Origin of the sequence: Actinospineispora spinosispora DSM 44797, assembly GCF_000429025.1 — a bacterium.
GTDB classification, from domain to species: Bacteria; Actinomycetota; Actinomycetes; order Mycobacteriales; family Pseudonocardiaceae; genus Pseudonocardia; species Pseudonocardia spinosispora.
Window position 1 is genome coordinate 60,538 of sequence record NZ_AUBB01000026.1, and the last position, 25,902, is coordinate 86,439.

Below are 25,902 nucleotides of genomic sequence, written 5' to 3' on the forward strand. Positions count from 1 at the left end.
AACGTTGTATAACAGTGCGTCGCTGTCAATCTCTGGGCGCATTGATCCGCCATATGAGGGAGGTCACATGCTCATAGGTCCGTCAGACCATTGGGCTAACGGGCCTCATGGCTCACGTCGTCGCCGAGGCTGAGCAGCAGTGTGCGGAGGGTGGCCGCGAGATCGTCCTGCTGGTGTCGGTCGAGTCCGGCGAGCAGACGCCTCTCGTTGTCGACGTGGGCGGCGACGGCGCGGTCGATCAGCTCGCGACCGGACGGCGTGAGAGCCACGATGACGGTTCGCCGGTTCGCCGGGTCCAGCTCGCGGGTGACGTAGCCCTTGGCGACGAGCCGGTCGAGCCGGTTCGTGACAGCCCCCGCGGTGACCATCGACGAGCGGGCCAGCATGCCCGCCGTCATCGTTCCCTCCGGTGACGCGGCGCGCCTCAGCGTGCCGAGCACGTCGAACTCGCCCCGCTCCAGCCCGAACCGGCCGAACAGCGTCTTGAGCTCGTGATCGAGGATCCGGGACAGACGGGAGAGCCGGCCGAGTACTCCCATCGGGCTCGCATCGAGATCGGGCCGAGCGCGCTCCCATTGCTCCAGGACCAGGTCCACGGCGTCACGTGCCACGAGCGACCTCTCAACGTTGAAATGTTTGACGTGAAGATACCATCCGACGTACGGTCCTCAACGTTGAACATTTCAATGTTAAGAGGTTGCCTCGATGAACACCGAACCCCGAACCGGCACCCCGACCGCGCTGACCGTGCTGACCGCGCTCGCGCCGATGAGCTGGGGCACCACGTACCTGGTGACCACCGAGTTCCTGCCGCCCGGCTATCCGCTGGTGTCCACGGTGATCCGGGTCCTGCCGGCCGGGCTCGTCCTGCTCGTCCTCACTCGCCGGCTACCGCACGGCGTGTGGCTGTGGCGATCGCTGCTGCTCGGCGCGCTCAACATCGGCGTGTTCAACGCACTGCTGTTCGTCGCGGCGTATCGGCTGCCCGGCGGAGTCGCCGCGACCCTGCAGTCCATCCAGCCGCTGTTCGTCGCGGGTCTCGCACTTCTGCTGCTCGGCGAGAAACCGACCCGGTGGCGGCTCGGTTGGGCCGCGGCCGGGGTGGTGGGTGTCGCGTTGATCGTGCTGCGCGGCCGGATCCACCTGGACCTCGTCGGCATCCTGGCCGGCGTCGTGGGCGCGGGCGTGATGGCCGCCGGAATCGTGCTGATCAAACGGTGGGGACGCCCCGACGGCGTCAGCGCGGTGACCACGGCGGGCTGGCAGCTCACCGCGGGTGGCCTCGTGCTCGTCCCACTGGCGGTCGTGTTCGAGGGGCTGCCGCCCGCGCTCGACCTCCCGGCGATCGGTGGCTATGCCTGGCTGGCGATCGTCGGCGCCCTGCTGTCCTACCCGATCTGGTTCCACGGCATCGGCAGGTTGCCGGTGGTCGCCGTGTCGTTCCTGCCGCTGCTCTCGCCGGTGGTCGCCACGATCCTCGGCCGGCTGTTCCTCGACGAGTCCCTGACCCCGGCGCAGGGCATCGGTTTCGTGCTCGCGCTTGGCGCCGTCGCCGCCGGCCAACTCGCTCCCCGCACCACCTCCGCTCTCGAGACAGGAGACTGACGATGTCCCGTACCGTTCTGATCACCGGGGCGACCGGAACCGTGTCCGGCGCGCTGATCACCGCACTGCACGACGCCGACCTGCAGCTGCGTGCTCTCGTCCGCGACGGGTCCCGCGCGGACGGCCTGCGTTCGCTGGGGGTCGAGGTGGCGGTCGGCGACCTCGACGACCCTCGGACGCTGCCGCCCGCCTTCGAGGGTGTGCGGGACGTCTGGCTGCTCGTCCCGAACGGACCGCGCGCGCCGGAGAACAACATGAACGCTGTGTGGGCCGCGCGCCGGGCCGGGGCGGAGCGCATCGTGCGGCTGTCGGTCGTCGGCGCGGCCCACGACGCGCCCAACCGCAGCGGCAGGCTGCATGCGTTGTCCGACCGGGAGACCGAGCGTTGCGATCTGAGCTGGACGATCCTGCGTCCGCACTGGTTCATGCAGAACCTGCTGAACGAGGCGGGCGACGTCGCAGCCACCGGCACGTTCTCGCTGAACATGGGCACGGCCCGCCTCGGCATGATCGATGCGCGGGACATCGCGGACTGCGCCGCCCGGGTGCTGCTCGACGCCCCGGACCGCCACCACGGCGCGACCTACACGCTCACCGGTCCGCGCTCACTGACGTTCGACGACGTCGCCGAGCAGCTGGGCCACGCCGTGGGCAGGCCGGTCGGATACCTGCCGGTCACCGACGAGGCGAAGCGCGCGACCCTGCTCGGCTACGGCGTCCCGACCTGGATCGTCGACATGCTGGAGGAGTACGCGCGGGCCTACGCCACGGGGTGGGGCGACTTCACCACGGACACGGTCGAGACCCTCCTGGGGCGCCCGCCCCGCACGCTCGCCGACTTCCTCCGGGACCACGCCGCCGCGTTCGGTGGGTAGTCGCCAGTGCGCCGAAAGAACTTTGCGTCACCCGTCCGCAAGAGGTAAGGTCAGCCTTACTCGAAAGGGGTTGGTTGTGCCTGCGGATGCTCCGAAGTTCGCCCTGCTGCACGTCACAGGCATCGAGCTGATCGCGCCGAAGATGATGCGCGTGCGGTTCGGCGGCGACGACCTGGCCGCTTTCCGGTCCGTGTCGCCGGACCAGCAGGCGAAGTTCTTCTTCGCCAAACCCGGACAGGGCGCTCCGGTCGTGCCGCCGATGCCCGAGGACGGCAACGTCATGACCTGGTTCCAGGCGTACCGGTCGATGCCGGAGGCGCGGCGACCGTGGATGCGCAGCTACTCGATCCGCGCGCACCACGCCGGCAGCGGCGAGATCGACGTCGACTTCGTGCTGCACGAGCACCCCGGTGAACCGGCCGGGCCCGCCACGAGCTGGGCGAAGAGCGCCTCGGTCGGTGATCGGGTCGGCATGCTGGGTCCGGCGCGGAGCCATTTCGTCACTCCCGGCGCGTACGACTGGCGGCTGCTGGTCGGTGACGAGTCGGCGCTGCCCGCGATCGCGGCGTTGCTGGATGCGGACAGCGCCGTGCCGACCCTCGCCTACATCGAGGTCGCGGACGCCGCCGAGGAGCAGCCGTTGACCGGCGCGGACGTCCACTGGCTGCACCGCGACGGCCTGCCGGCCGGTAGGTCCGAGCTGCTGGTCGAGGCGGTGCGGGCGGCGGAGTTCCCGCCCGGAACCCCGTTCGCCTGGCTCGCGGGTGAGTCGTCGGCGGTCCGTGCGCTGCGCCGGCACCTGGTCAACGACCGGGGCGTCAACCGCAAGCAGATCGCCTTCTCCGGCTACTGGCGCCTGCACCTGACCCAGGACGACGACCCCACCACGGAGGACGTGGCGGAGCGCGCCGAGATCATGGCCGAGCTGGGCGGCGCGTAGCGCAGTTCGCACCGACAACCCCCGAACCTTGATCACCACCGCCTGATGGCTGTTTTTAGGCGGGGACACAGCCGTCAGACGGTGGTGATCAAGAAACCACACCGGCTATGTGGTGCGCAGGACGGCCATCATCGCCATGTCCTCGTGCTCCAGGTTGTGGCAGTGGAAGACGTAGCGGCCCGGGTAGTCGGTGAAGCGGACAGCGATGGTGACGGTGTCGCCGGACCGCAGGTGCACCGTGTCCTTCCAGCCCGCGTCCTCCGGTCTCGGCGGGCCACCGCGCCGGTCGAGCACCTGGAACTGGTCCAGGTGGACGTGCACCGAGTGGTCCAGGCTGGAGGAGATTCGCCAGATCTCCAGGTCGCCGAGCCGGGCCAGGGCGTCGACCCTCGCCGGGTCGAACGCCCGGCCGTTGATCGTCCATCCGGTGTGGGCGCCGGCCAGTGTCCCCCTGGCGAACTTCCACTCCCTGCGGACCGAGCCGGTGTCGGGCACGAGCGGCTCGACGTGCGACAACGTGTCCGGCACCCGTGAGTCGTCACGGGCCGCGCGAGCCACCTTGAAGCGCAGGATCCGACCGGCCGCACCCGTGGCGTTCTGGTTGAGCAGGGTGACCTCGGAGCCCACCGGGTACCGGGAGAAGTCCACGATCACGTCGAACCGTTCACCGGAGGCGATGTCCAGGGTGGTCAGGCTCGCGGGCGCGGCGAGGAGACCGCCGTCCGAGCCGATCTGGACGAACTCGCCGCCGGGGGACAGCGCGAGCCGGTAGCGGCGGGCGTTGGACGCGTTCAGCAGTCGCAGCCGGTAGCGGGCCGCGTCGACCTCCGCGATCGGCCACGGCGCACCGTTGACCAGGATGACGTCCCCGAGCACCCCTTCCATCCAGTGGTTCTCCACACCGGGCAGCGTGTGCAGGGTCGGGTCGATCGAGGGGTAGCTGAACTCACCGTCCGGCCCGAACGAGCGGTCGCAGATCATCAGCGGTAGTTCACGGTCGCCGCTGGGCAGCCCCAGGGCGTCCTCCTCCGCGTCGCGGATCAGATGGAAGCCGGCCAGGCCCCGGTAGACCTGCGGGCCGGTGAAGTCCATCCGATGGTCGTGGTACCAGAGCGTCGCGGCGCGCTGGTTCATCGGGTAGTGGTGCTCCCGGCTGCCCATCCGCAGGTCACCTGGCATGCCGTGCTGGTCCCACCCGCCGTCGGCCGGCAGCAGCAGGTCGGCGGGCCAGCCGTCGCTGTCCGGCGGGGTGTGGCCGCCGTGCAGGTGGGTCACGGTCGGGACGGGCAGCTGGTTGGTGTGGACGACCGTCACCGGCTCGCCGGAGCGGGTCTCGATCGTCGGTCCGGGGAAGATTCCGTCGTAGCCCAGGATGCCGGTGCGTCTGCCGGGCAGGATCTCCGCCTCGGCCACGCGCTGGACGATGGCGATCCGCCCGTCGACCGGTCGCCGGATCGGCGGGATCGGCAGCGCCACGGTGAACGGCGAGGGCAGTGGGACCTGGCTGCGCACCAGCTCTCCGCTGCCGCCCCAGCCGCCGTCGCCGGCGCTTCGGGTGCTTGCGGTCCGGCGCGTGCTGACCGGATCGCCGGGTGTGCAACCGGCGAGTAGCGCGGCGCCGCCGGCGAGGGTGAGGAAGCGGCGACGGTCCAGTTCAGGCCGAGCCGATGATGTCCACATGCTTCTGAAGCTATATGTAGACGGTCTACGTATTGATCAGGGTTTTCCCTGATATTCGCGCCGTACCCAAGGGATAGACTCCCTACCTATGAAGCCGGACCGAGTGCGCGGCCACCTGGACGCGCTGATCCTCGCGGTGCTGGACGGTGAGCCGCTGCACGGCTACGCGGTGATCGAGGCGTTGCAGGTGCGCAGCGGTGGTGAGCTGGAGCTGCCCACCGGCACCATCTATCCCGCGCTGCGCAGGCTCGAGCGGGCCAAATGGATCTCCGGTGTGTGGAGCACCGTCGGCGGCCGTCGCAGGCGCACCTACCAGCTGACCAGGGCGGGCAGACACGAGCTCGGGGTCTCCCGCACCGAGTGGCGGGAGTTCCACCGGGTGATCGACGCGGTACTGGGGGAGGGTCCGTGCCCGGCGATCCGATAGACACGGTGCTCGCCGAGCTCGGGCGGGCCCTGCGCGGCCCGAAACGCGCCCGGGGTGACCTGCTCGCCGAGGTGCGGGACGGCCTGCTCGACGCCGCGCACCGCTACCAGGACACCGGCCTCGACCGGGACGACGCGCGACGCAGAGCGGCCGAGGACTTCGGTGACGTGCGAGAGCTGGTTCCCGCCTACCGGGCCGAGCTGATCGCGGGTCAAGGGCGGCGCACCGCGCTGGTCATGCTGCTGGGGCTACCCCCGTTGACCCAGCTGTGGGCGGTCCTTCCGCGCAACGCCCCACCGAGGCCCGACCGGCTGGGCTGGCTCTACCACCTGTACCAGGGTGCCGCCGCGGTCAGTGTGTGCGCGGCGGTGTGCGGACTGGCGTTGCTGGTGGTCTCGGCGCGGAACGGTCGCTCCCCGGGCGTCGTGGTGCTGGGCCTCGCGGTCGCCACGGGGGTTGCGGTGCTGATGAACCTGTCCGCCACGACGATCAGCGCGGTGGCGTTCCGGTCACCGGTCGACGTCGTCGCGCGATCCCCGCTCACCGCGCTCGTCTACCTCGTGACCCTGCTCGGTCTGGCGCTCGCGATCCGCGCCGCGTGGCGCTCGTTCGCCCTGTTCTTCGCGCCCCCGGCGTGACCCTACGATTCGTCTCATGACCGAGCCGAACGTGACGATCTGGCACAACCCGCGCTGTTCGAAGAGCAGGGGCGCGCTGGCGTTGCTCACCGAGAACGGGGTGGATCCTCAGGTGGTGCGCTACCTCGACGAGGCGCCGAGCCGCGACGAGCTGGTGTCGGTCCTGCGCAGGCTCGGCACCGACGACCCGCGCGCGATCACCCGCACCGGCGAGGCGCGCTTCAGGGAGCTGGGCCTCGCGGACGCCGGCCCGGAGCAGCTTCTCGACGCACTCGCCGCCAACCCGGTGCTGATCGAGCGTCCGATAGTCCAGGCCGGCGACCGTGCCGTGGTCGGTCGTCCGCCCGAGCGAGTGCTGGACCTGCTCAACCCGTGAGCGGCTTGTTCGGGCAGTCCTGCGGGTAGCGGGTGCACCACGGGGTGACGCCGGGCAGCCGGTGCCGGTTGTCGGCGACCCAGGCGTAGAGCGTGCGCTGCACGCCGGAGGTCCGGCGGTACAGGCGGTTGGGCCAGTCCGCGTCCAGCGCGACCGACAACGCGGCGCTCACCGCCTCGGCGCCCTCGGCTCTGCTGCCGTCGGCACCACGCCACTGCACGGCCGCCGCGCACTGCTCGGCGGTCAGGCCGAGGCTCTCCGGCACACCGGGCCGTTGGTACGGCACGCTGTCGATCCTGCGCCTGCCGTCGATGAGCCGCAGCCAGCCAAGCGAGCGGGTGCAGAAGCCGCAGTTGCCGTCGAACACCAGAACGGGGAGCACTACAGCATCCACAGCGGGCGTTCGGCGATCTGGCGGATGCGGTGCTCCGTGCCGTCCAGCTCCAACAGGCCCACCTCCAGGGTCTCCTCGATCTCCGGGCTGCTGTAGCGCAGGTCGTGCATGGTCATCCGCAGCTCACGGATCATCTCCAGTTCGGCGCGTGCCAGCTCGCGGCGGTGTCTCGCGGAGCGACGGGTGATCAGGTAGGCGAGCGTGAACCCGACCGCGTTGATCACCACCATGGCCTGGACGGCATGCGTGGTGCTCATGTGGCGTCACCTCGGAGTCGGCCCGGACTGTCCGCTAGATCATGGCCGGTATAGCGTCCCGTGACAATCCCGTGACCTTCCGGATTTGCCCAACCAGCTCGCACAGAGGTCGCCCACGCCGCACAGAGGCCAGGGCTTCTGTGCGGCGTGCACTCGTTCTGTGCGAGCTGATCTAGGGGGTGCGCAGGCCCGGGGGGAGCCGGAGCAGGGTCAGGCCGCCGACGGCCACCGTCAGGATCGCCAGGCCGACCAGGGTCGCGCCGAAGCCGAACCAGCCGGTACCCGCACCGGCCAGCAGCGGGCCGAGCATCAGGCCCGAACCGAACGCGAGGAAGTACAGCGCGTACGCGCCGCCCAGCGTCGGCGGTGTCGCGGCCATGCCGAGTTCCGCGACGAGCGTCGTCGTCGGTGCCAGCAGACAGCCCTCGCCCGCGCCGAGCAGCACCATGCCGACCCAGACCTGCCAGCTCTGCGCGGCGACCCCGATCAGCGCCATTCCGGCGGCGGCGCTCACCACGCCGAGACCGGCGAGCGCGCGGGCGTCCACCCGCCCGACCAGCCCGCCCGCGACCGGGCTCAGTACCGCGCTGGCCGCGACGAGCACCGCGAACAGGACGCCCACCATCATCGCGCTCATGCCGAAACCGGTGGTCAGGTGCAGTGGGAGAATCGGTTCGATCGCGGCGACGGTGCCGGCGCTCAACAGCACCGCGCCCAGCACCGGCCAGATTCCCCTGACTCGCAGCACCCCGCGCGGGCCACCCTGCTCGCCCGCACCTCGGCCGGAGCCGCGCACCGTCAGCCAGCCCAGCGCGCCCAGCACGGCGAGCCCGCTGGCGACCAGGAACGGCGTCTGGACGGTGAAGTGCTCCACCAGGATGCCGGCCAGCGGCGGGCCGACGAGCAACCCGACGGAGGTCATGCTCATCGCGAACCCCATGGCGCGGCCCCGGTTGGCCGGTGTCGTCACGGTGGCGACCAGTGACAGGCCCGCGACCCAGCCCATCGCTCCCGAGGCGCCCTGCACGACCCGGGCGAAGGTCAGCACCCAGTACTGCTCGCTCAGTGCGAACAGCGCGGTCGCCGCTGCCAGGCCGAGCATGCCGCAGAGCAGCGGCACCCGAGGTCCGAACCGGTCGACCAGCCACCCGGTGACCGGGGTGGCCGCGAGCATCGCCACCGCGTACGAGGCGAACAGCACGCCCGCCGCGGCGGGCCCGGCGGCCACGACGGTCGGCAACAGCGGCAGGATCGGGATGGCCAGCCCGTAGACCAGCATGTCGGTGAACATGGCGACGCAGGCGATGACGATCGCGGGCGTCGAGGACGGTGCTCGGGTCTCGACGTGGGTCATGCCAGCAGCCCCTTGACGATCATCCATGCGGTGTCGGTCGCCGGCAGCAGGCTCGGGTGGGCCGCGGCCTGCACCGCTGTTCCGTCCAGCCAGGCGTTGAGGTGGTTGGCCGCGGCGGCGGGATCGACGCCGTCGGCGAGCTCGGCGGAGGCCGAGGCCAGCGCGGCCTGCAGCCGGTCGCGCCACTCCAGGCGCCCGCGCAGATCGATCTGCTTGGCCTCCTCGTCCTCGCGAAGCGCGCCGCTCAGCTGCACGCTGATGTTGATCAGTGCGAGGAAGCGGTCGTCGGACCGCAGTGCGGTCAGCCAGTGCTCCGCGAAGGCGGTCAGCCTGGTCTCCAGCGACCTGCCTTCGGTGTCCGGGCCGTCCAGCACGGCCCATGCCGGCGCGGACACGGCGTCCCACGGCTCGTTCAGCGCGGCGTCCAGCAACGCCGTGCGATCGGCGAAGTGGTGGTAGAGCGCGCCTCGGGTCACTCCAGCCCGCGACGCGATGTCGGCGAGGCGCGCGGAGGCCACACCGCGCTCGGCGAACTCCAGCAGCGCCGCTTCGAGCAGCGCTGCCCTGGTGGCCGCAACGTCGGCCGGGGTACGTCTCATGCCACCAGCATACATGCATGTATGTATGTGATGGACCTACTTGTTAACTCAGGTTTATCCAATAGGGCCAAACGTCCATTCTTCAATGTCGATGGATGAATGTGCATTAGCAATCACATTGTCGGATCCGGTGAGGATTCGGTTTGTGTTACTGATAGTCTCCGATCGATTGGGGGGAGTGCGTTGCGAGTACGGGTAGAGGCCAATCTTCAGCCGCGTATTGATCCTTTGCTGGCGGCGCTGCGGAATCTCGGCGCCGAGATCGAGTTCTTCGACCACGCGCGGTTCGGTGATCTGGTGGACGGCGGTGCGCCCGTCATGGTGATGGCGAACGCCGAGGTGAACTCGCGGCTGGCGCAAGGTGATCATCGGCGGGCGCCGGTCGTGGTCGTCGTGGACGACTACCTCGGTCACCAGACGCATGTCGCCATTGATGCAGGTGCGACGGCCGTGATCAATCTGGCGATCCCGGCCGAGCGGCAGGTCCATGCGCTCGGGGCGCTGCTGGGACTCGGCGCCACGTCACTGCGTGCCGCCGTCGCCGACATTCTTTCCGATCACGATGCGGCGCTGTTGGCCCGGTTGTTGAGCGGCCCGGAGACCGTTGCCGCAATTTCCCGAAGATTCTTCTGCTCGGAACGTACGATGTACCGAAAGATTCGTGCACTCTATGCGCGCTTACGGGTCTCCAGTCGCGCCGAATTACGCGCGCTCCTGGCCGTTCGACCGGAGCTCGGCGAACTTCCGGGCGAGGACGGATCCGCTCGATACGAACCGGGAATGGGCGGCCTGTTACGAACCCTGGTTGATGGACGAGCGGCGCCCTTCGCCAACCGACTGAGCCAGGCTCACCCGCACTCGCAGCAGGCCGTCCACTAGCTGCGCGGTCGGCCGTAGCCCCGCCCGGCGCATCAGCCGGGTCACGCCGAGGTTGCCCGGCTGGGTCGACAGGGTCAGCTCGTCGTATCCGGCGTCGGTGGCGAGCGACGCGGCACGCCGGATCAAGGCGGTGGCCACACCTCTGGCCTGCCACGCGTCCTCCACCAGCACACCCAGCGCTGCGCCGTCCTCGCTCGTGTCCGGCCCGTCCGGATCCAGGGTCGCCACGCCGACCGCGTGACCGCCCTCGGTCGTCAGCGCGATCAGCCCGGTGCCGTTGCCGCACCGGCCGGCCAGCTGAATGGCCAGCTCGTCGGAGGACAGGGCGGGGCTCGGGTTCAGGAACGCCGAGCGTCGAGTGCTCGGGGTGCACCGCGCGTGCAGTGCGGCGATGAGCGGACCGTCCAGCGCCGTCAGCACTCTCAGCTCGACCTCCGAGCCGTCGCCCAGCAGCACCAGGCCCAGGCTCGCCGACGACTGGGTCTCGCCGGACGCCAGCGGATCGAAGCACAGCTCGGCGGTCTCCACCAGCATGGCGGCCCTGGACAGCTCGGTCGCGGTGAACGGCCACGCCCTGCCGAGGCGTACGTCCTGGTCGAAGACCGGGAGCCGGCACGTGTGGATCGACCGTTCGTCGTCACCGAGCAGGTGCGCGTGCAGCAGGTTGGCCACCGCGCGCGGGGCCGCGTCCGGATCGGCCGCCACCCTGCGGGCCAGCGCCAGCGCGGTGGTCACCGGGTCACGCAGCTCACCACCGCCGGCCGGCACCGCGAGCGTGCAGCCCATCCCGGCCGCCCGGATGCGTTCGGCCAGCCGGGCGGCGGTGTGCTCGTCCGCCGCCTCCACGAGCAGTTCGTCGGTGATCGAGCCGTCAGGGCCGGGTTCACCGAGCACGGTCAACGACACGATGTTGCAGCCCGCGCCACCGACGGCGGCCGCAAGTTCACCGAGCTGACCAGGACGGTCCTCGATCTCGACATGTACTCGCCACAGTCCCATACGTCCCATGCTGCCCGTCGGGTGTTTCCAATGCTTTTCCAGGGCGGAAACAGCTGGGTGGTGGTAGACCGAAAGCGAGGGTGACGGTCTACACGAAATCAACGAGAGAAGGACACAACTGATGAACGTGGTCTACACCGCGCATGCCACCTCGTCCGGCGGCGGTCGGGACGGCGCGATCCGCTCCGACGACGGCATCATCGACCTCGACGCGAAGATGCCGCCCGCGCTCGGCGGCCCCGGCGGTGGCACGAACCCGGAGCAGCTGTTCGCCGCCGCCTACGCGGCCTGCTTCCACGGCGCGCTGCGGCTGGTCGCGAAGAACGAGAAGGTCGCGGTGCCGGACGGCGCCACGGTCGAGGCGGCGGTGGGGATCGGCCCGGACGACACGAGCTTCGCGGTCACCGCGACCCTGACCGCGACCCTGCCCGGCCTCGACCAATCCCAGGCCGACGACCTGGTGGCGAAGGCCCACCAGGTGTGCCCGTACTCCAAGGCCACCCGCGGCAACATCGAGGTCAACCTCGTCGCCAAGGTCTAGAACCTCGTGAGTGTTGAGTATGGCTATAGCCATACTCAACACTCACGAGGTGTGGTGACGGGCGAAGTGGACCTCGGCCGCCTGGTGGCGTACGGCGTCCTCCACGACCAGTGAGCCGTGGCCCGCGTCGAAGCGCAGCACCTGGAACGGATGGTTGCGCGCGGCGAGCGCGTCGAGGTAGTTGTCGACCTGCCGGATCGGGCAGCGCGGGTCGTTCTCCCCGGCCAGCAGCAGCACGGGCGCGCTGACCTGGTCGATGTAGGTGATCGGGGACGCCGCGCGGTACAGCTCCGGCAGCTCGGCGGGGGAACCGCCGAACAGTGCGCGGTCGAAGGACCGCAGCTGCTCCATCTCGTCCTCGTAGGCCGCCAGGTAGTCGGCGACCGGGACGCCCGCGATGCCCGCCGCCCACCGCTGTGGCTGGATGCCCAGCGCGAGCAACGTGAGGTAGCCACCCCAGGACCAGCCCTCGACGATGCAGCGCGCCGGGTCGGCTATCCCCTCGGCGACCGCCCAGTCGTGGACCGCCGCCACGTCCTCCAGCTCGGTGTGCCCTGGGCGACCCTCGATCGCGTCGCGCCATGCGGTGCCGTAACCGGTGGACCCCCGGTAGTTGACCTCGATGACCGCGAACCCGGCGTCGACCCAGGTGGCCCTCGCCGCGGAGAAACGGTCCTCGTCGGCGGCGTGCGGACCGCCGTGCAGCGCGAACACCGCGGGCAGCGGGCCGGACGCATCCTCGGGCACCGACACCAGCGCGTGCACATCCCCGGTGCCGCCCGGGCTGGGCACCCACGCGTCGACGACCGGCACCGAGTCGGGCGCCCGTTCACCAGGAGCGGCGAGCAGCACCCGGTCCTGGCCGTTCGGGTCCTGTGCGGGGTCCGGATGCAGCGCACGGACCGACGGCGCGGTCGCCGCCGAGGACAGGCTGTACTCGACCGTCCCGTCCGGGCGGACACCCGCGCCGCCGACGCAGCCCGGCGCGGTGGCCAGGGTTTCGAGAGCGCCGGTCGCCAGGTCGTAGCGGTGCAGCGTGCACCGTGCCGCGTGGGTGTGGATGACCAGCAGCGCGGAGCCGTCCGGGTAGAAGTCGGCGCTCAGCTCACCGGGCAGGTCCAGGTGCAGCTCGGTCTGCTCGCCCGTCGCGACGTCCCAGATGAGCAGCTCGTCGCGGCCGCGCCGTTCGTGCCCGACGAGCAGCCGGGTGTCGCCGTCGACCTCGGGGAACGCCATCGGCATCAGCCCACGTCCCTCGCCGTCGTGCAGCTCGCCGACGGTCGACCCGTCCGAGGTGGACAGCACCCGGATCGACGGGTGCCGGGAGTCCCCGTGCTCGGAGTGCATGATCGCCAGCAGCGACTCGTCGTGGGACAGCGCGCCCACGCCCGCGTCCTCGGTGTGCCGGTAGATCAGCGCGGCGGGCGCCCCGTCGGTACTGAGCCAGATGCTGGTGCCGTCGTCGGTCGCGGAACCCAGCGCGACCCGGCCGCGCCCGAGCGCCAACCCGGCCGAGTAGCCGTCGAGCGCTTCGGGCTTCTCCCCGGCCGGGGCGTCGATCGCGGGCCGCGCCGCCTCGTCAGGGGGCAACCCACCGAACGGCTCGTTGACCCAGTGGCCGAACTCGTCGCCGGAGTGGTCGGCGAACCACCAGATGCGTTCGCCGTCCGGGCTGATCGTCGCGGCGTACGTGCCGTCCGGCCGGTCGGTCACCTGGCGATGGGTGTCGGTGGCGCGGTCCCAGGCGTAGATCTCCCAGGTGCCGCTCGCGTTGGAGCGGTAGACACAGCGGTCGGGGGCGTCCAGCGCCCATTCCGGCAGTGACACCCTCGGCGCGGCGAACCTGGCGCGCCAGCGCCGCTCCTGGACCGGGTCGTCGAACAGTGTTTCCGGGACGTGCGCGGCTGGGTGGCTCATCAGCACCGAGTTTGCCAGAGTCCGCTAGGACACCGTGGGATTGCCGGGTCGTCCCGAGGTCGCGGGGTTGGACCAGGAACTGAGCCTGGTCAGGCCGGTCCTGGTGGCGGCCACGATGATCCGGTCACCCACGTCCAGCAGGTGCTCCGGCGGCGCGGGCAGGTCGAGCACCTCGTGGCCCCTGCGTTGCAGCGCGATCACCCGCGACAGCCGAGGCACGTCCGCCGCGCGCACCGGTAGCCCGATGAACGCGGAGTTCGCGCTGATCGGCAGCTCGGCGACGAGCAGGACCTGGCGGCCGATCGGGATCGTGGCGAGCACCTGCCTGCCCAGCATCGCGGCGGTGAAGGCCGGCGCGGCGAGGAAGGACACGCTGCGCGAGATGTTGATCTGGAAGTTGCGTTCCACCCGCTCGGCGAGGTCGTCGTCGAACAGTCGCAGCACGACCCGCAGTCCTTCCCGCATCGCGCGGCCGTGCAGCGCCGCCTCGAGGTTGGTGACGTCGTTGTTGGTGACCGCGACCAGCGCGCGGCTCTGCGCCAGGTGCGCCTCGCGCAGGTTGCTGTCCCGGCTCGCGTCGCCGATCACCACCGGGACGCCGAGGCGCCGCGCGACCAGCACGCCACGGGCCTGCGGGTCGTGTTCGACGCAGATCATCGGCACGCCGAGGTCGTGCAGCTGGGTGACGACCCGGGACCCGACGTTGCCGAGCCCGGCCACCACGACGTGGTCGCGCATCGGCGGTGGTCTGCCGAGCGCGGTGGCCAGCCTGGCCTTGACGATCGCGTCCACCACCGCGGCGATGACCACCGGGATGAACGTGACACCGGTGACGGTGACGACCGCCTGCACCGCCTGCTGGAACCCGCTGAGCGTCAGGTCCGGTTCGGCGGCGCCCGCGGCGTCCAGCACGACCAGGTAGACGGCCTGCCACCAGCTCAGGTGCATGCTGACGGCGAGCGCGACGACGCTCAGCGCCAGCAGGCCGAGCAGCCCCAGCGCGGCGAACGCGAGCTTGGGACTGACCGCGGCGCGGATTCTCGGCCAGTCGCCCCGGCCGCGCCGACGGCGGAACCTGCCCAACCGGCCCGGCGGCGGCGCTTCTAGGGAGATCGGGCCGTTCGCCCTGGCGAGCACGAGGTCCGCGTCGGTCTCGTTGACCGGCAGCCGCTGTTGGTCGTAGGTGGCGGTGGTGTCGGCCAGACCGAACAGCACCCGGTCCTTCGGGACGTCGGAGCGTTTCGCCACGTACACCGTCGGACGGCCGCGCCCGGGCAGCTGCGCGTAGCTGGCCGGCACCTCGCCGAGGGTCGCGGCGACGAACAGCGGCGCGGCGGTCGCCGAGTCGGACAGCACCACGCTGCCCGGGAACAGCTCGCGGATCCGGTAGCCGAGGCTCATGTTGAAGAACCGGATGACCAGCCGCAGGTTGGCGTTGAGCTCCTGGGCGCGCAGCGCGGCGTGGATGTTCGCCACGTCGTCCGGGTCCACCAGCGCCAGCGCGTCGGCCTGCGCAACCCCGGCCGACTGCAACACCTCGGCGTTGAGCAGCGGCGCCTCGATCACCCGGACGCCGGAGATGGCGCTGATGAGCGGGCCGTGCCCCTCCTTGCGGGACGGCAGCACAACCGTCACCTTGATCCCGGCGTGGTCGGCGAGCGCGACCGCGAGCCGGTAGGCCAGCGGGTTGCCGCCACACACGATCATCCGCGCCCACGGCCGCTCGCGACGCGTCAGTTCGATCACCGGAACGACAGTAGTGCTCCGCCGGTGTCGCTAGGTGGTGTTTCGCGTACTCACCGTATTCACATGTTTCGAGACACTGCAACAGATTGGACGTATTGTCGTTTTTGAAGGTATGTTAGGGGAGTGACAGAGCCGCCGAGACGGACCGCGCAGCGCACCGCCAAGCTGGGCTCCATTCCGCTCGGGTTCGCCGGGCGGGCCGCCAGTGGGTGGGCGAAACGGGTGACCGGTGGGGACCGGACCGAGATCGCCGCCGACCTGGCGGTCCGCAACGCCGACCAGCTGTTCGCCGTGCTCGGCGAGCTCAAGGGCGGCGCGATGAAGCTGGGCCAGGCACTGTCGGTCTACGAGGCGCTGATCCCCAACGAGCTGGCCGAGCCCTACCAGCAGGCGCTGATCAAGCTGCAGGCCAGCGCGCCGGCGATGCCCAAGAAGGACGTGCACCGGGTGCTCGCCGAGCAGCTCGGCAGCAACTGGCACACCCGGTTCGCCGAGTTCGACGCCGACAACGCGCACGCCGCGAGCATCGGTCAGGTCCACCGCGCGGTGTGGCACGACGGTCGCGAAGTCGCGGTCAAGCTGCAGTACCCCGGTGCGGACCAGGCGCTGCTGTCCGACCTGCGCACCCTCCGCCGGTTCGCCCGGCTGATCCAGATGATCGTGCCCGGCGCCGACGTGCGTGCGCTGATCTCCGAGATCACCGAGCGGATGGCCGAGGAGCTCGACTACGCGGCCGAGGCGGACCACCAGCGCACCTTCGCGGCCGCGTTCGCCGACGATCCCCGCGTCGTCGTGCCGAAGGTCGTCGGATCGGCGCCCAAGGTGATCATCTCGGAGTGGCTGGAGGGTGTGCCGCTGTCGAAGTTCGCCCGTCAGCCGATCGCCGACGACGAAGACCGGCAGATTCGGGACCAGATCGGCGAGATCACGATGGAGCTGCACTTCTCCTCGCCGGCCAGGGTCGGGCTGCTGCACTCCGACCCGCACCACGGCAACTTCCGGCTGCTGCCCGACGGTCGAATCGGCATGCTCGACTATGGCGCCATCACCGAACTGCCCGACGGCATCCCGCCCTCCATCGGCCGAATCCTGCGGCTCGTCGCTGACGGCCGCAAGGACGAGATGATGCAGCTGCTGCACTCCGAGGGCTTCGTCGGGCGCGCGGACAAGGTCACCGCCGACGACGTGATGAAGTTCCTCGGTGCGTTCGCCGACCCTCTGCGCACCGAGAAGTTCCACTACAGCCGCGAGTTCATGCAGGCGGAGGGCAGCCGGGTCACCGACATCAACGGCGACTTCCGCACCGCGCAGGCCATGAACCTGCCGCCGCAGTACCTGATGTTCATCCGGGTGGTCGTCGGCTGGATGGGGATTTTGTCCCAGATCGACTGCACGGTGGCGTCGCTGCCGATCGTGGAGCGCTGGGTACCTGGGTTCGCTGGCTGACCCTGTTCGGGCTGCCGGTGTTTCGGTGTGTCCCCGCTGGCCATCCAGTGTCTTGGCGTGGTCGGGCGGTATCAACCCCCGGCTTCGCCGGCCTCGCGCTCGTTCCTGGTTGCACGGGTTCGGGGGCGAGGTTTCAGGGTTGACACCGCCCGACCACGCCAAGTGCGGGCCAGGATCGCGGGGACGGGGCAGTCTGCGCGCCCGCAGCGGCCACGGCTGCGCCGCATCCCGCGTGGGGTTTTCATGATCACCACCGCGTGAGGGCTGTTTTCGCGCCCCAAAACAGCCCTCAGGCGGTGGTGATCATGAAAACCCGCCCTTGTGCCCGCGCGGAACAGGCCCTAAGAGTTGGTCGGGAAAGCCATCTCCAGGCCCGCGCCGGGGGCTACCCAGCGGCTGGTGACGATCTTGCCCCGGGTGTAGAAGTGGACGCTGTCGCTGCCGTAGATGTGGTGGTCGCCGAACAGCGAGGCCTTCCAGCCGCCGAAGGAGTGGTAGGCGACCGGCACCGGGATCGGCACGTTCACGCCGACCATGCCCGCCTCGACCTCCATCTCGAAGCGGCGCGCGACCGCGCCGTCGGAGGTGAACACGGCGGCGCCGTTGCCCCACGGGCTCGAGTTGACCAGGTCCATCGCCTCGGCGTAGGTCTCGGTGCGGATGACCGAGAGGACCGGGCCGAAGATCTCGTCGCGGTAGGCGTCGGAGTCGACGCTGACCTTGTCCAGCAGGCTGACCCCGAGGAAGTGTGCGCCCTCCGGTCCGACCTGCTCGGCGGTGCCGTCCAGGACGATCTCGGCGCCCTGTTCGCGCGCGGACGGCAGGTAGGAGGCGACCTTGTCCCGGTGAGCGGCGGTGATCAGCGGGCCCATGTCGGAGGTCTCCTGGTCGCCGGGGCCGATCCGCAGGCCCTTGGCACGCTCGGCGATCTTGGCGACCAGCTCGTCGCCGATCCCACCGACCGCGACGACCACCGAGATCGCCATGCAGCGCTCGCCCGCTGAGCCGAAGCCGGCGGACACCGCGCTGTCGGCGGCGAGGTCCAGGTCGGCGTCCGGCAGGACGACCATGTGGTTCTTCGCGCCGCCGAGCGCCTGCACGCGCTTGCCGGCCTCGGTGCCCGCGCGGTAGATGGACTGGGCGACCGGCGTCGAGCCGACGAAGCTGATCGCGGCGACGTCCGGGTGCTCGAGCAGCCTGCGCACCGCGACCTGGTCACCGTTGACGACGTTGAGGACGCCGGGTGGAAGCCCCGCGTCGGCCATCAGCTCGGCGACCCGCAACGCCGCCGACGGGTCCTTCTCGCTGGGCTTGAGGATGAAGCTGTTGCCGCACGCGATGGCCATCGGGAACATCCACAGCGGCACCATCGCGGGGAAGTTGAACGGTGTGATGCCAGCGACGACCCCGAGTGGCTGGCGGATCTCCCGTACGTCGACGCCGGTGGAGACCTCGTAGGAGCCCGCGCTCTTGAGTAGCTGCGGGATCGAACAGGCGAACTCGACGACCTCGATGCCCCTGGCGACCTCGCCGAGCGCGTCGGAGTGGACCTTGCCGTGCTCGGCGGTGATCAGGCGGGCGATCTCGTCGCGGTGGCCGTCGAGCAGCTCGCGGTACTTGAACAGCACCTGGGTGCGCTTGGACAGCGAGGAACGTGACCAGCTGCGTGCCGCTTCGGCGGCGACCGCGACCGCCTGGTCGACGACCGCCTCGTCGGCGAGCGCGAGCTGCTGGGTGACCTCACCGGTCGCCGGGTTGGTGATCGGCACCGTGCGTCCCGCAGCACCTTCGATGTACTTGCCGCCGATCCAATGCATGCCAGCTCCTGGTGTGAGTCGCGAGGTCTCCCCTTCGGTTATATTGATTGAGCAAAGCTGTAGCAATACCTCTTTTGTTACAGAACAATATTTCTGCGCAAGTGTGGCCAGGGTCGCTGAGATTTGTCGCGGATCTGCGCAACCTCACGGCATCTGACGCGTCATACCCTGTAGAACGCCGGATCCCCGAACCGGTGGCAAGCGCATGCCCAGATACTCCTGGGGAAACGCAAAGGATGGTCAGCAGTATGCAGTTCGGCAAGCGTCGAGCGTCGGTCGTGGCAGCAGCCGTGATGGCGCTGTGCACCGCGACCGGTGCCTACCTCGCGGTGCCCGCATTCGCCGCCCCACCCAAGGTGGCAGCTGACCCGAATGCACCGCTGGTCGCGGGCACCCCGTGCACCGCGACCGCACGGTCCTGCGTCGACCTCGACAGCCAGCGCGCCTGGCTGCTCGACAACGGCAAGATCACCAGGGGACCGGTCAAGATCTCGTCAGGCGGTAACGGCAAGGCCACCCCGATCGGCCACTCGCTGCGGGTCTACCGCAAGGACAAGGACCACAAGAGCGCCGAGTCGAAGCTGCCCAACGGCCAGCCGGCGCCGATGCCGTGGTCGGTGTTCTTCGAGGACGGCGGCATCGCGTTCCACAGCGGGAGCCCGAGCCGCTCCTCCGGCGGCTGCATCCACCTCGGCCCCGCCGACGCCCAGGCCTGGTTCAACTACCTCGAGATCGGTGACCAGGTCCAGGTCGTCAAGGCGTCCCAGGAGCTGCCGAAGCACAAGGGACAGCCGACGGTCGACCCGAAGGTCGGCACCGGTGACCACCACGAGGACGGCGACGACAACGATGACGACGACTCCGACGACTCGGATGACGACGACTGAGCTACAGTGAGTCTCATGCAGCGCTATTTCTGGTTTAGCGGGCCGGCCCCGGGTGGGCCTGCCAGCGGCCTGCTGCGCTGACCTTCCACCCCGAGCCGGTTCCCCTGAGCCGGCTCGGCGCTTTTTCGGGGCGGCTCTCTCCATGAGAGGACGCCTTACCGATGACCATCACCGCTGACTCGCTGGCCCTTCCCGTCCTGGACGGCAAGCGCACCGCGAAGATCAGCCCGCTGATCTCACCCGCCCTGCTGCGCCAGGAGCATCCGCTGCCCCTGCATACCGGGCAGCGCATCGAACGTGCCAGAGCCGAGGTCGTCGACATCCTCAATGGCGTCGACGACCGGCTGGTCGTCGTGGTCGGCCCGTGCTCGATCCACGACAAGGCCGCCGCGCTGGACTACGCGGCCAAGCTCGCGGTCGACTCCGAGCGGCTGTCCGACGAGCTGCGCATCGTCATGCGGGTCTACTTCGAGAAGCCGCGCACCACACTCGGGTGGAAGGGCCTGATCAACGACCCGGAGCTGGACGGCAGCTTCGCGGTCAACCAGGGGTTGCGGGTGGCGCGGGGGCTGCTGCTGGACGTGTCCGAGCTGGGGCTGCCGGTCGGATGCGAGTTCCTCGACCCGATCATCCCGCAGTTCCTCGCCGACACGGTGTCCTGGGGCGCGATCGGCGCCCGGACCGCGGCCAGCCAGGTGCACCGGCAGCTGTGCAGCGCGTTGTCCATGCCGGTCGGCATCAAGAACTCGACCGACGGTGACGTGCAGGTCGCGGTCGACGGCGTGCGCGCGGCCGCCGCCGAGCACGTGTTCCCCGGCATCAACGCCGACGGGCTCGCCGCGCTGATCAGCACGACCGGCAACCCGGACTGTCACGTGATCCTGCGCGGTGGCTCGAACGGTCCGAACTTCTCCGCACCCGACGTCGCCGCCGCACTGGAGAAGCTGCGCTCCGGCGGTCTGCCCGAGCGGGTGATCGTGGATGCGAGTCACGGCAACAGCGGCAAGAGCCACGTCCGGCAGGCCGAGGTCGTGCGCGATATCGCCGACCGCATCGGTGCGGGCGAGCGCGGCATCATGGGGTTGATGCTGGAGAGCTTCCTGGTCGAGGGCAACCAGAACCTCACCCTGGGCCGGCGCGACGAGCTGACCTACGGCCAGAGCATCACCGACGCCTGCATGTCCTGGGACACCACATCCGCCCTGCTGGAACAGCTCGCCACGGCCGTCAAGGCCCGTCGCCGCTGATCAGAACCGTGAGTGGCGCGGCCGCCTACAGGCGGCCGCGCCACTCACGGGTTCACAAGCGGGTGCGGGCTCGGCCACCCACGCCGGCCAGGTGCAGCGCCAGGCACAGGAGACCGGCCGTGACCAGCACGTTCCAGTCGACCGTGCCGAGCGCGATGGCGGCGAGTTGGAAGATCAGGGCGATCAGAAAGATGACTGCGGCAACGATGGCGAGCATCTTGCACCCCTTCGTAAGGCGATGGAGCCTGAGTATGCGGCGTGGGCGGAGTACCCAGTCACTCCTTGATCCAGTCGTGCCCTGATCGAGATGTCAGCGCGAGCTGTACGCGGTTGCGGCTCCGCGTCTTCGCCATCAGGTTCGTGACGTGCGTCTTGACCGTGGTGATGCCGATGTGCAGCTCACCGGCGATCTCCGCGTTCGAATGACCCACCGCGACCAGCGCGAGCACCTCGCGTTCGCGGTCGGTCAGCGCGACCTGCTCGGATGCCGCCCGTGGCGGCGGGGTGCCCTCGACCGCCCTGCGCACCACCCGGCGAAGCACGTCGGGGCTGAACGAGCTGTCGCCGTCGGCCGCGCGGCGGATGCCGTCCAGCAGCGCTTCCGGGGCGGTGTCCTTGGCGAGGAAACCACACGCGCCGGCCGCGAGCGCAGGGTAGAGGTGCTCGTCGTCGTCGAACGTGGTGAGCACGACGATCCGCAGCGCCGGCCGCGACTGGAGGATGCGTTTCGTCGCGGTGATGCCGTCGACGCCGGGCATGCGCAGGTCCATCAGCACGACGTCGGGCACGAGCTGCTCGACCAGCCGGATCGCCTCCTGGCCGTTCTCCGCCTCGCCGACGACCTCGACGTCCGCTTCCGCCGCGCACAGCATGCGCAGCCCGGCGCGGATCAGCCGCTGGTCGTCGACCAGCAGGACGCGGATCATCCGGCGACCCGAGCCATCGCGTCGGGCAACGTCGCGCGCAGCGCCCACCCGGTGGCGCACGGTCCGGCGCGCAGCGTGCCGTCCAGGAGCTCCACCCGCTCGCGCATCACGATCAGGCCGTGTCCGGAACCAGGGCTCGCCCCGGACAGGACCGGAGGCATGGTCGCGCCGAGACCACCGTCATCGATCACCTCGACCAGCAGACCACCCTGCTCGTCACGACGGACGGTCACCTCGGTCTCCGCGCCGGGCCCGGCATGTTTCAGCACGTTCGTCAAACCTTCCTGAACGACCCGCCACACGGCGTGCCGGTGCACCGTATCGAGGTCGTCGACCACCACCGGATCGATGTGGGCACGCACCTCGACCCCGGCCTGGCGGGTCCGGGTGAGCACCTCGTCGAGCGTCGTGGACAGGTCGGCCGCCGCCAGCAGCGCGGGGTCGGTCCCCTCGGCCGGGTTGCGCAGCACCGCGACCAGCTTCCGCAGGTCGGTCAACGCCTGGCCACCGATGCTGTGCACGTCGTCGAGGGCGTCCAGCAGATCCGGATCGCCGTTCGGCACCACATGCCTGGCGACTCCGGCCCGCAACACGATCGCCGCCACGTGGTGCGCCACGACGTCGTGCAGCTCGCGGGCCACCGCGGTCCGCTCCGCCGTGCGCGCGGCGCCGACCTCCCAGCCGCGGCGCCGTTCCGCCTCGACCGCGCGCAGCTCGGCCTGGCGGGCCAGCTCGCGCTGGGTACGGATGAACGTGCCGAGCAGCACCGGCAGGCCCACGTCCAGCACGATGATCAGCACGTTCGCCGCGATCGAGTACAGCGGAAAGGCGTGCGCGCTCGCCGCCACGGTCAGTGCGGCGGCACCGATCCAGACCGGCGGACCGGGGCGGCGCAGCGCCACTTCGCCGAGCGCGACGGAGGCCAGGATCTGGGCTACCCCGCCGCCCAGATCCTGCACCTCCCGCGCCGCGCCCGCGACGAGCGAAGCCGCGAACACCAACGCGCACTGGACCAGCAGCACGGTCAGCGGGAAGCGCGCTCCGGCCAGCACACACAGGGCGGCGGCCAGCGCGACCACCCAGTCCAGCGCGGTCGGCCGGAACCCGGGGATGTGCAGCAGCGACAGCACGGCGACGGCGCCGACCAACGGCAACAGCCGTGTCCAGCCGTAACCGCCCATCGGCATCCGAAGCCAGTCGATTCGCACGAGCTCGAATTTAGTGTGTTAACACCGGTCACGGCCTCCTCCCAGAGTAGGAACAGGTGTTCCTACCGGGTTGGTGTGGGCTCGGCCCGGCGCAGGATTCCCACTCGACAGCGGTTCACGCAGGCTGGGCGACATGGAAAACACGATGTGGCTGCGCCGGGTGATGCTCGGTGTCCGGCTGTTCCTCGCGCTGGTGTTCATCGTCTACGGCGGAGTCAAACTGCTCGGTGGGCAGTACTACTACGGCGACTGGGTGCTGGACAAGAAGACGGTGCAGGGGCCCTCGCTGGTGTGGGCGTTCTACGGCTACTCACCCTTCTACGGGCGGATGACCGGGCTGTTCGAGCTGCTGCCCGCGCTGATGCTGCTGTCCTCGCGGACCGCGACCCTGGGCGCGTGCGCGCTGTTCGCGGTCGGGCTGAACGTCACGGTGATGGACTTCGCGTTCGGCTATCCGGAGGTCAAGTACTACATCCTCGGCTACACGCTGCTGTGCGTGTCACTCATGGTGTACGACCGCAAGCGGCTACTGCTGCTGGTGCGCAGGCCCGCCGAGATCCGTGCGCTCAGTCCAGCAGCCGGCTCATCTCCCGTGCCGACTGGTCGGTGAGTGCCCGGACCAGCCGCAACAGCGCCCCCAGCTCCGACTCGGGATGCTCGGCGAGCACGGCGCGGCTGCGTTCGGCGATCTCCTCGAACTCCTCGGTGAGGATCGTCAGGCCCTCCGGGGTGGGTGCGACGCGCACGCTGCGCCGGTCGGTGTCCGAGGGCATCCTCCTGACGAACCCGGCGCGCTCCAGCCGGTCGATCATCCTGGTGACCGCGCCGGTACTGCGGCCGACCCGGCGGGCCAGCTCACCCGCCGTCGTCGGACCGTGACGGTTCAGGAAATGCAGGCACTGCAGGTCCGTGGCGCCGATCCCCAGGCGTTCGGCGATCAGTTCCTGCAGCCGCGCGGTGAACGCGTACCAGTCGGGCAGGGCCGTGAACAGCAGTTCGTCGACCGCGTCGGTGTGCACGGCGAGGATCCTGCCCGATATGTCGCCTGTGTCGAGGGGACGCGACGCTTGCCTTGACGTAGGCGTCAACGTCTACCGTCGGGGCATGCGGATCGGTGAACTGGCCACACGGGTCGGCACGACCACCCGGGCGTTGCGTTTCTATGAATCCCGGGGGTTGCTCGCCACGTCGCGCACAGCCAACGGGTACCGGGAGTACGGCGAGGAGGACGTCCGGCTGGTCAGCGAGATCGTGGCGCTGCGGGAAGCCGGATTCTCGCTCGACGACACCCGGCCGTTCGTCGACTGCCTGCGCTCAGGGCATGCGACCGGGGACAGCTGTCCCGACTCGATCGCCGTCTACCAGCGCAAACTCACTGAGCTGTCGGCCGTCCAGGAACGGCTCGACGAACTGCGGGACGTGCTGGAGCGCAAGCTCGCCGATGCGGTGGAACGCCGGTTCGTCCATACCTGCACCGTGGAACCTCTCTCGGATCGAGGCCTGTCATGACCGTTCCCACGTCACTGGAGCTGCGTGCCGTCACCGACGACACGTTCGACGCCGAGGTGTTGCGGCACGACACACCCGTGCTGGTGGACTTCTGGGCCGAGTGGTGCCCGCCGTGTCGGATGATCGCGCCGGTCCTCGCCGAGATCGCGGCGGAGCGGGCCGGGTCGTTGAAGATCGTCAAGCTGGACGCCGATCACAATCCGGTGGTCACCCGCCGGTATCAGGTGATGGCGATGCCCACGTTGGTGCTGTTCGTGGGTGGGGAGGCGGTGTACAGCGTCGTCGGGGCCCGGGCCAAAGGGCGCTTGCTGGGTGAAGTGGATTCCGCGCTGTCCGGTGGTGGTTGAGTTTTACGGCTCGTGAGTGGCGAGTGGTCCTATAGCAACCCTCAGCACTCACGACCAAACAGCGGTCGTGAGTGCTGAGGGTGCTACGCCTTCGGCGCCCCTTCGGGGTAGAACCACTCGCCACTCACGTGGGGCGTAGGCGCAGGGGCGGGTGTTGGTATTCCTCCAGGGCGTGGGCTGTCCAGCCTGGGGTCCTGGCCAGGGCGAACAGGGCTTCGCCTGCGTCGGGGCGCATGTCGTAGACGTGCATCATGACCGCCAGGGCCAGGTCGACGTTCGGGAACTGGCCCTGAGCCAGCGTGATCACCTTGTCGACCGCGGTCATCATCGTGTCCGCTTCGGGGCGCCCGCGCAGCAGGCCCAGCAGCAGCTCGGCCCGGGGATCCTGGGTGCGGTAGAGCCGGTGCCCGAAACCGGGCAGCGGCTCGCCGGTGCGGAGCCGCTCGGACAACGCGCCGACCGGGTCCGCCAGCGCATCGACCCAGAACCGATACGCGACGCTGCTCGCCGCGCCGTGGTACGGCCCGTCCAGCGCGCCGAGCGCGGCCGACACGACCGCATACGGGTTCGCCCTGGCGCTCGCCGCGACCCTCGCGGACAGCGTGGACACCGCCAGCTCGTGGTCGGCGAGCAGCACCAGCGCGGCGTCGAGCAGCCCGGGCGGCTCGGGATGGGCACTCAACGCCGGCCACAGCCGTCGTCCCCAACCGGAGTCGGCCGAGGACGGCCCCAGGGAGTCGGTCAACACACCCAGCAACGTGCGGACGGTCCGCACGACCGATGCCGGGGACAGATCGAAACGCAGCGGATCGGCGGCGCCCAGACCGACGACCGCGACCCGCAACCGGTCGGTGAGCCGCGCCGTCTCCGGTAGCGCATCGATCAGCGACCGGGCGAGCCCGACCAGCTCGGGATCGCGGGGAAACGGCTCTCGGGGTTCGAGCGAACCGGTCCAGAGCAGGTGCGCGACGGACTCCGGCGTCGCCTCGGTGGCCAACCGGACGGCCGAATGCCCCCGGTAGCGCAGCTCACCGTCGGTGAACTGGGTCACCTCGGTTCGAATGCGCGTCGGGTCGTCGACGGTGGACCGCTGGCGGCGCGGGTCGCGCAGTGCCAGCCGCTCGACCTCGTCGGCCGCGAACAGGCTGCCACGCTGTCCACGTGGGCGAACGCTGCTGAGCAGACCCCGGCTCACGTAGGCGTACACGGTCTCCGGCTTGATGCCGAGCCTGCGCGCCACCTCGGCGGTACTGAGGTACTCCTCGGCCATCCCGTGCTCCATACATTG

The 25,902-nt window shown here is 70.0% G+C and carries 29 protein-coding genes; 14 read left to right on the top strand and 15 right to left on the bottom strand.

The genetic code is table 11. The features are described from left to right. Positions 1 to 95: 95 nt before the first annotated feature. Positions 96 to 611 (bottom strand): MarR family winged helix-turn-helix transcriptional regulator, encoded by a 516-nt coding sequence (locus G406_RS0112450; RefSeq protein WP_028934088.1) that lies wholly within the window; start codon positions 609 to 611, stop codon positions 96 to 98. A gap of 94 nt (positions 612 to 705) precedes the next feature. Here G406_RS0112450 and G406_RS0112455 point away from each other — a divergent pair, with 94 nt between their 5' ends. The 3 genes from G406_RS0112455 to G406_RS0112465 all read left to right on the top strand — a co-directional run bounded on the left by G406_RS0112455 (position 706) and on the right by G406_RS0112465 (position 3,420). Further along, the gene (locus tag G406_RS0112455) at positions 706 to 1,605 is read left to right on the top strand and encodes an EamA family transporter (protein ID WP_028934089.1); all 900 of its coding nucleotides are present in this window, start codon (positions 706 to 708) and stop codon (positions 1,603 to 1,605) included. Between the two features lie 2 nt (positions 1,606 to 1,607). Continuing rightward, on the top strand, positions 1,608 to 2,480 hold the full coding sequence (locus G406_RS0112460) for an SDR family oxidoreductase (protein WP_028934090.1): 873 nt from the start codon (positions 1,608 to 1,610) through the stop codon (positions 2,478 to 2,480). Between the two features lie 76 nt (positions 2,481 to 2,556). Next, positions 2,557 to 3,420, top strand: coding sequence for a siderophore-interacting protein (locus tag G406_RS0112465; RefSeq protein ID WP_028934091.1), 864 nt, complete (start codon positions 2,557 to 2,559; stop codon positions 3,418 to 3,420). Positions 3,421 to 3,525: 105 nt separating this feature from the next. On the opposite strand, the gene G406_RS0112470 is transcribed toward G406_RS0112465, so the two are convergent. Continuing rightward, positions 3,526 to 5,100 (bottom strand): multicopper oxidase family protein, encoded by a 1,575-nt coding sequence (locus tag G406_RS0112470; RefSeq protein ID WP_028934092.1) that lies wholly within the window; start codon positions 5,098 to 5,100, stop codon positions 3,526 to 3,528. A gap of 88 nt (positions 5,101 to 5,188) precedes the next feature. Here G406_RS0112470 and G406_RS0112475 point away from each other — a divergent pair, with 88 nt between their 5' ends. Genes G406_RS0112475 through arsC form a run of 3 tightly spaced genes read left to right on the top strand, consistent with a single transcriptional unit; the run spans position 5,189 to position 6,541 of the window. Further along, on the top strand, positions 5,189 to 5,527 hold the full coding sequence (locus tag G406_RS0112475) for a PadR family transcriptional regulator (protein ID WP_028934093.1): 339 nt from the start codon (positions 5,189 to 5,191) through the stop codon (positions 5,525 to 5,527). Continuing rightward, entirely contained in the window at positions 5,509 to 6,165 is a 657-nt protein-coding gene (locus G406_RS58355) for a permease prefix domain 1-containing protein (RefSeq protein WP_064742907.1), read from the top strand. Before G406_RS0112475 ends, G406_RS58355 begins: the two co-directional genes overlap by 19 nt. 16 nt (positions 6,166 to 6,181) lie before the next feature. Beyond that, positions 6,182 to 6,541 (top strand): arsenate reductase (glutaredoxin), encoded by a 360-nt coding sequence (gene arsC, locus G406_RS0112485; RefSeq protein ID WP_028934094.1) that lies wholly within the window; start codon positions 6,182 to 6,184, stop codon positions 6,539 to 6,541. On the opposite strand, the gene G406_RS0112490 is transcribed toward arsC, so the two are convergent. The 4 genes from G406_RS0112490 to G406_RS53910 form a co-directional block, all read right to left on the bottom strand. After that, on the bottom strand, positions 6,531 to 6,923 hold the full coding sequence (locus G406_RS0112490) for a thiol-disulfide oxidoreductase DCC family protein (RefSeq protein WP_051341999.1): 393 nt from the start codon (positions 6,921 to 6,923) through the stop codon (positions 6,531 to 6,533). The genes arsC and G406_RS0112490 overlap by 11 nt on opposite strands. Continuing rightward, positions 6,923 to 7,192 (bottom strand): hypothetical protein, encoded by a 270-nt coding sequence (locus G406_RS0112495; RefSeq protein WP_028934096.1) that lies wholly within the window; start codon positions 7,190 to 7,192, stop codon positions 6,923 to 6,925. The genes G406_RS0112490 and G406_RS0112495 overlap by 1 nt, the downstream gene beginning before the upstream one ends. A 172-nt stretch (positions 7,193 to 7,364) precedes the next feature. Continuing rightward, positions 7,365 to 8,546 (bottom strand): MFS transporter, encoded by a 1,182-nt coding sequence (locus tag G406_RS0112500; RefSeq protein ID WP_028934097.1) that lies wholly within the window; start codon positions 8,544 to 8,546, stop codon positions 7,365 to 7,367. Continuing rightward, positions 8,543 to 9,145 (bottom strand): TetR/AcrR family transcriptional regulator, encoded by a 603-nt coding sequence (locus G406_RS53910; protein ID WP_051342000.1) that lies wholly within the window; start codon positions 9,143 to 9,145, stop codon positions 8,543 to 8,545. Before G406_RS53910 ends, G406_RS0112500 begins: the two co-directional genes overlap by 4 nt. A 183-nt stretch (positions 9,146 to 9,328) precedes the next feature. Between G406_RS53910 and G406_RS55600 the strand changes: the two genes are divergently transcribed. After that, positions 9,329 to 10,024, top strand: a complete 696-nt coding sequence (locus G406_RS55600) for a helix-turn-helix domain-containing protein (protein ID WP_156934820.1) — start codon at positions 9,329 to 9,331, stop codon at positions 10,022 to 10,024. Here the strand turns inward: G406_RS55600 and G406_RS0112515 are convergent. Further along, positions 9,938 to 11,023, bottom strand: coding sequence for a GNAT family N-acetyltransferase (locus tag G406_RS0112515; protein ID WP_028934099.1), 1,086 nt, complete (start codon positions 11,021 to 11,023; stop codon positions 9,938 to 9,940). The two genes, G406_RS55600 and G406_RS0112515, sit on opposite strands and share 87 nt — an antisense overlap. A 121-nt stretch (positions 11,024 to 11,144) precedes the next feature. Between G406_RS0112515 and G406_RS0112520 the strand changes: the two genes are divergently transcribed. Next, positions 11,145 to 11,564: an organic hydroperoxide resistance protein gene (locus G406_RS0112520; RefSeq protein ID WP_028934100.1), complete on the top strand. Its 420-nt coding sequence runs from the start codon at positions 11,145 to 11,147 to the stop codon at positions 11,562 to 11,564. 42 nt (positions 11,565 to 11,606) lie between these two features. Here G406_RS0112520 and G406_RS0112525 read toward each other — a convergent pair whose 3' ends face one another. Next, the gene (locus G406_RS0112525; RefSeq protein WP_037076367.1) at positions 11,607 to 13,481 is read right to left on the bottom strand and encodes a S9 family peptidase; all 1,875 of its coding nucleotides are present in this window, start codon (positions 13,479 to 13,481) and stop codon (positions 11,607 to 11,609) included. A 24-nt stretch (positions 13,482 to 13,505) separates the two neighbouring features. Then, positions 13,506 to 15,227: an NAD-binding protein gene (locus G406_RS46480; protein WP_051342001.1), complete on the bottom strand. Its 1,722-nt coding sequence runs from the start codon at positions 15,225 to 15,227 to the stop codon at positions 13,506 to 13,508. A 123-nt stretch (positions 15,228 to 15,350) separates the two neighbouring features. Between G406_RS46480 and G406_RS0112535 the strand changes: the two genes are divergently transcribed. Then, positions 15,351 to 16,673 (top strand): ABC1 kinase family protein, encoded by a 1,323-nt coding sequence (locus G406_RS0112535; RefSeq protein WP_028934102.1) that lies wholly within the window; start codon positions 15,351 to 15,353, stop codon positions 16,671 to 16,673. Between the two features lie 341 nt (positions 16,674 to 17,014). Here G406_RS0112535 and G406_RS0112540 read toward each other — a convergent pair whose 3' ends face one another. Next, positions 17,015 to 18,490, bottom strand: a complete 1,476-nt coding sequence (locus G406_RS0112540) for a CoA-acylating methylmalonate-semialdehyde dehydrogenase (protein ID WP_028934103.1) — start codon at positions 18,488 to 18,490, stop codon at positions 17,015 to 17,017. A gap of 248 nt (positions 18,491 to 18,738) precedes the next feature. Here G406_RS0112540 and G406_RS46485 point away from each other — a divergent pair, with 248 nt between their 5' ends. Continuing rightward, positions 18,739 to 19,377 carry a L,D-transpeptidase gene (locus tag G406_RS46485; RefSeq protein WP_064742908.1) on the top strand — a complete coding sequence of 213 codons (639 nt, stop codon included), beginning with the start codon at positions 18,739 to 18,741 and terminating at the stop codon, positions 19,375 to 19,377. 161 nt (positions 19,378 to 19,538) lie between these two features. After that, positions 19,539 to 20,624: a 3-deoxy-7-phosphoheptulonate synthase gene (locus G406_RS0112550; protein ID WP_028934104.1), complete on the top strand. Its 1,086-nt coding sequence runs from the start codon at positions 19,539 to 19,541 to the stop codon at positions 20,622 to 20,624. A 52-nt stretch (positions 20,625 to 20,676) separates the two neighbouring features. On the opposite strand, the gene G406_RS57780 is transcribed toward G406_RS0112550, so the two are convergent. From G406_RS57780 to G406_RS46490, 3 genes are read right to left on the bottom strand one after another with little or no spacing between them, the layout of a single operon-like run. Beyond that, entirely contained in the window at positions 20,677 to 20,841 is a 165-nt protein-coding gene (locus G406_RS57780; protein WP_169736684.1) for a hypothetical protein, read from the bottom strand. A gap of 58 nt (positions 20,842 to 20,899) precedes the next feature. Then, the gene (locus tag G406_RS0112560) at positions 20,900 to 21,550 is read right to left on the bottom strand and encodes a response regulator transcription factor (protein ID WP_028934105.1); all 651 of its coding nucleotides are present in this window, start codon (positions 21,548 to 21,550) and stop codon (positions 20,900 to 20,902) included. Beyond that, a complete protein-coding gene (locus G406_RS46490; protein ID WP_051342002.1) occupies positions 21,547 to 22,758 on the bottom strand; it encodes a sensor histidine kinase in 1,212 nt (403 codons plus the stop codon). The genes G406_RS0112560 and G406_RS46490 overlap by 4 nt, the downstream gene beginning before the upstream one ends. A 133-nt stretch (positions 22,759 to 22,891) precedes the next feature. Between G406_RS46490 and G406_RS0112570 the strand changes: the two genes are divergently transcribed. Then, entirely contained in the window at positions 22,892 to 23,368 is a 477-nt protein-coding gene (locus tag G406_RS0112570; RefSeq protein ID WP_028934106.1) for a hypothetical protein, read from the top strand. On the opposite strand, the gene G406_RS0112575 is transcribed toward G406_RS0112570, so the two are convergent. Further along, positions 23,325 to 23,777: a MarR family winged helix-turn-helix transcriptional regulator gene (locus tag G406_RS0112575; protein WP_051342003.1), complete on the bottom strand. Its 453-nt coding sequence runs from the start codon at positions 23,775 to 23,777 to the stop codon at positions 23,325 to 23,327. The two genes, G406_RS0112570 and G406_RS0112575, sit on opposite strands and share 44 nt — an antisense overlap. Before the next feature lie 85 nt (positions 23,778 to 23,862). Here G406_RS0112575 and G406_RS46495 point away from each other — a divergent pair, with 85 nt between their 5' ends. Further along, on the top strand, positions 23,863 to 24,267 hold the full coding sequence (locus tag G406_RS46495; RefSeq protein WP_051342004.1) for a MerR family transcriptional regulator: 405 nt from the start codon (positions 23,863 to 23,865) through the stop codon (positions 24,265 to 24,267). After that, positions 24,264 to 24,614, top strand: coding sequence for a thioredoxin (gene trxA / locus G406_RS0112585; RefSeq protein ID WP_037076295.1), 351 nt, complete (start codon positions 24,264 to 24,266; stop codon positions 24,612 to 24,614). The genes G406_RS46495 and trxA overlap by 4 nt, the downstream gene beginning before the upstream one ends. 124 nt (positions 24,615 to 24,738) lie before the next feature. Here the strand turns inward: trxA and G406_RS0112590 are convergent, their stop codons facing one another. Beyond that, a complete protein-coding gene (locus G406_RS0112590; protein WP_028934109.1) occupies positions 24,739 to 25,884 on the bottom strand; it encodes a citrate synthase in 1,146 nt (381 codons plus the stop codon). Positions 25,885 to 25,902: the final 18 nt, after the last annotated feature.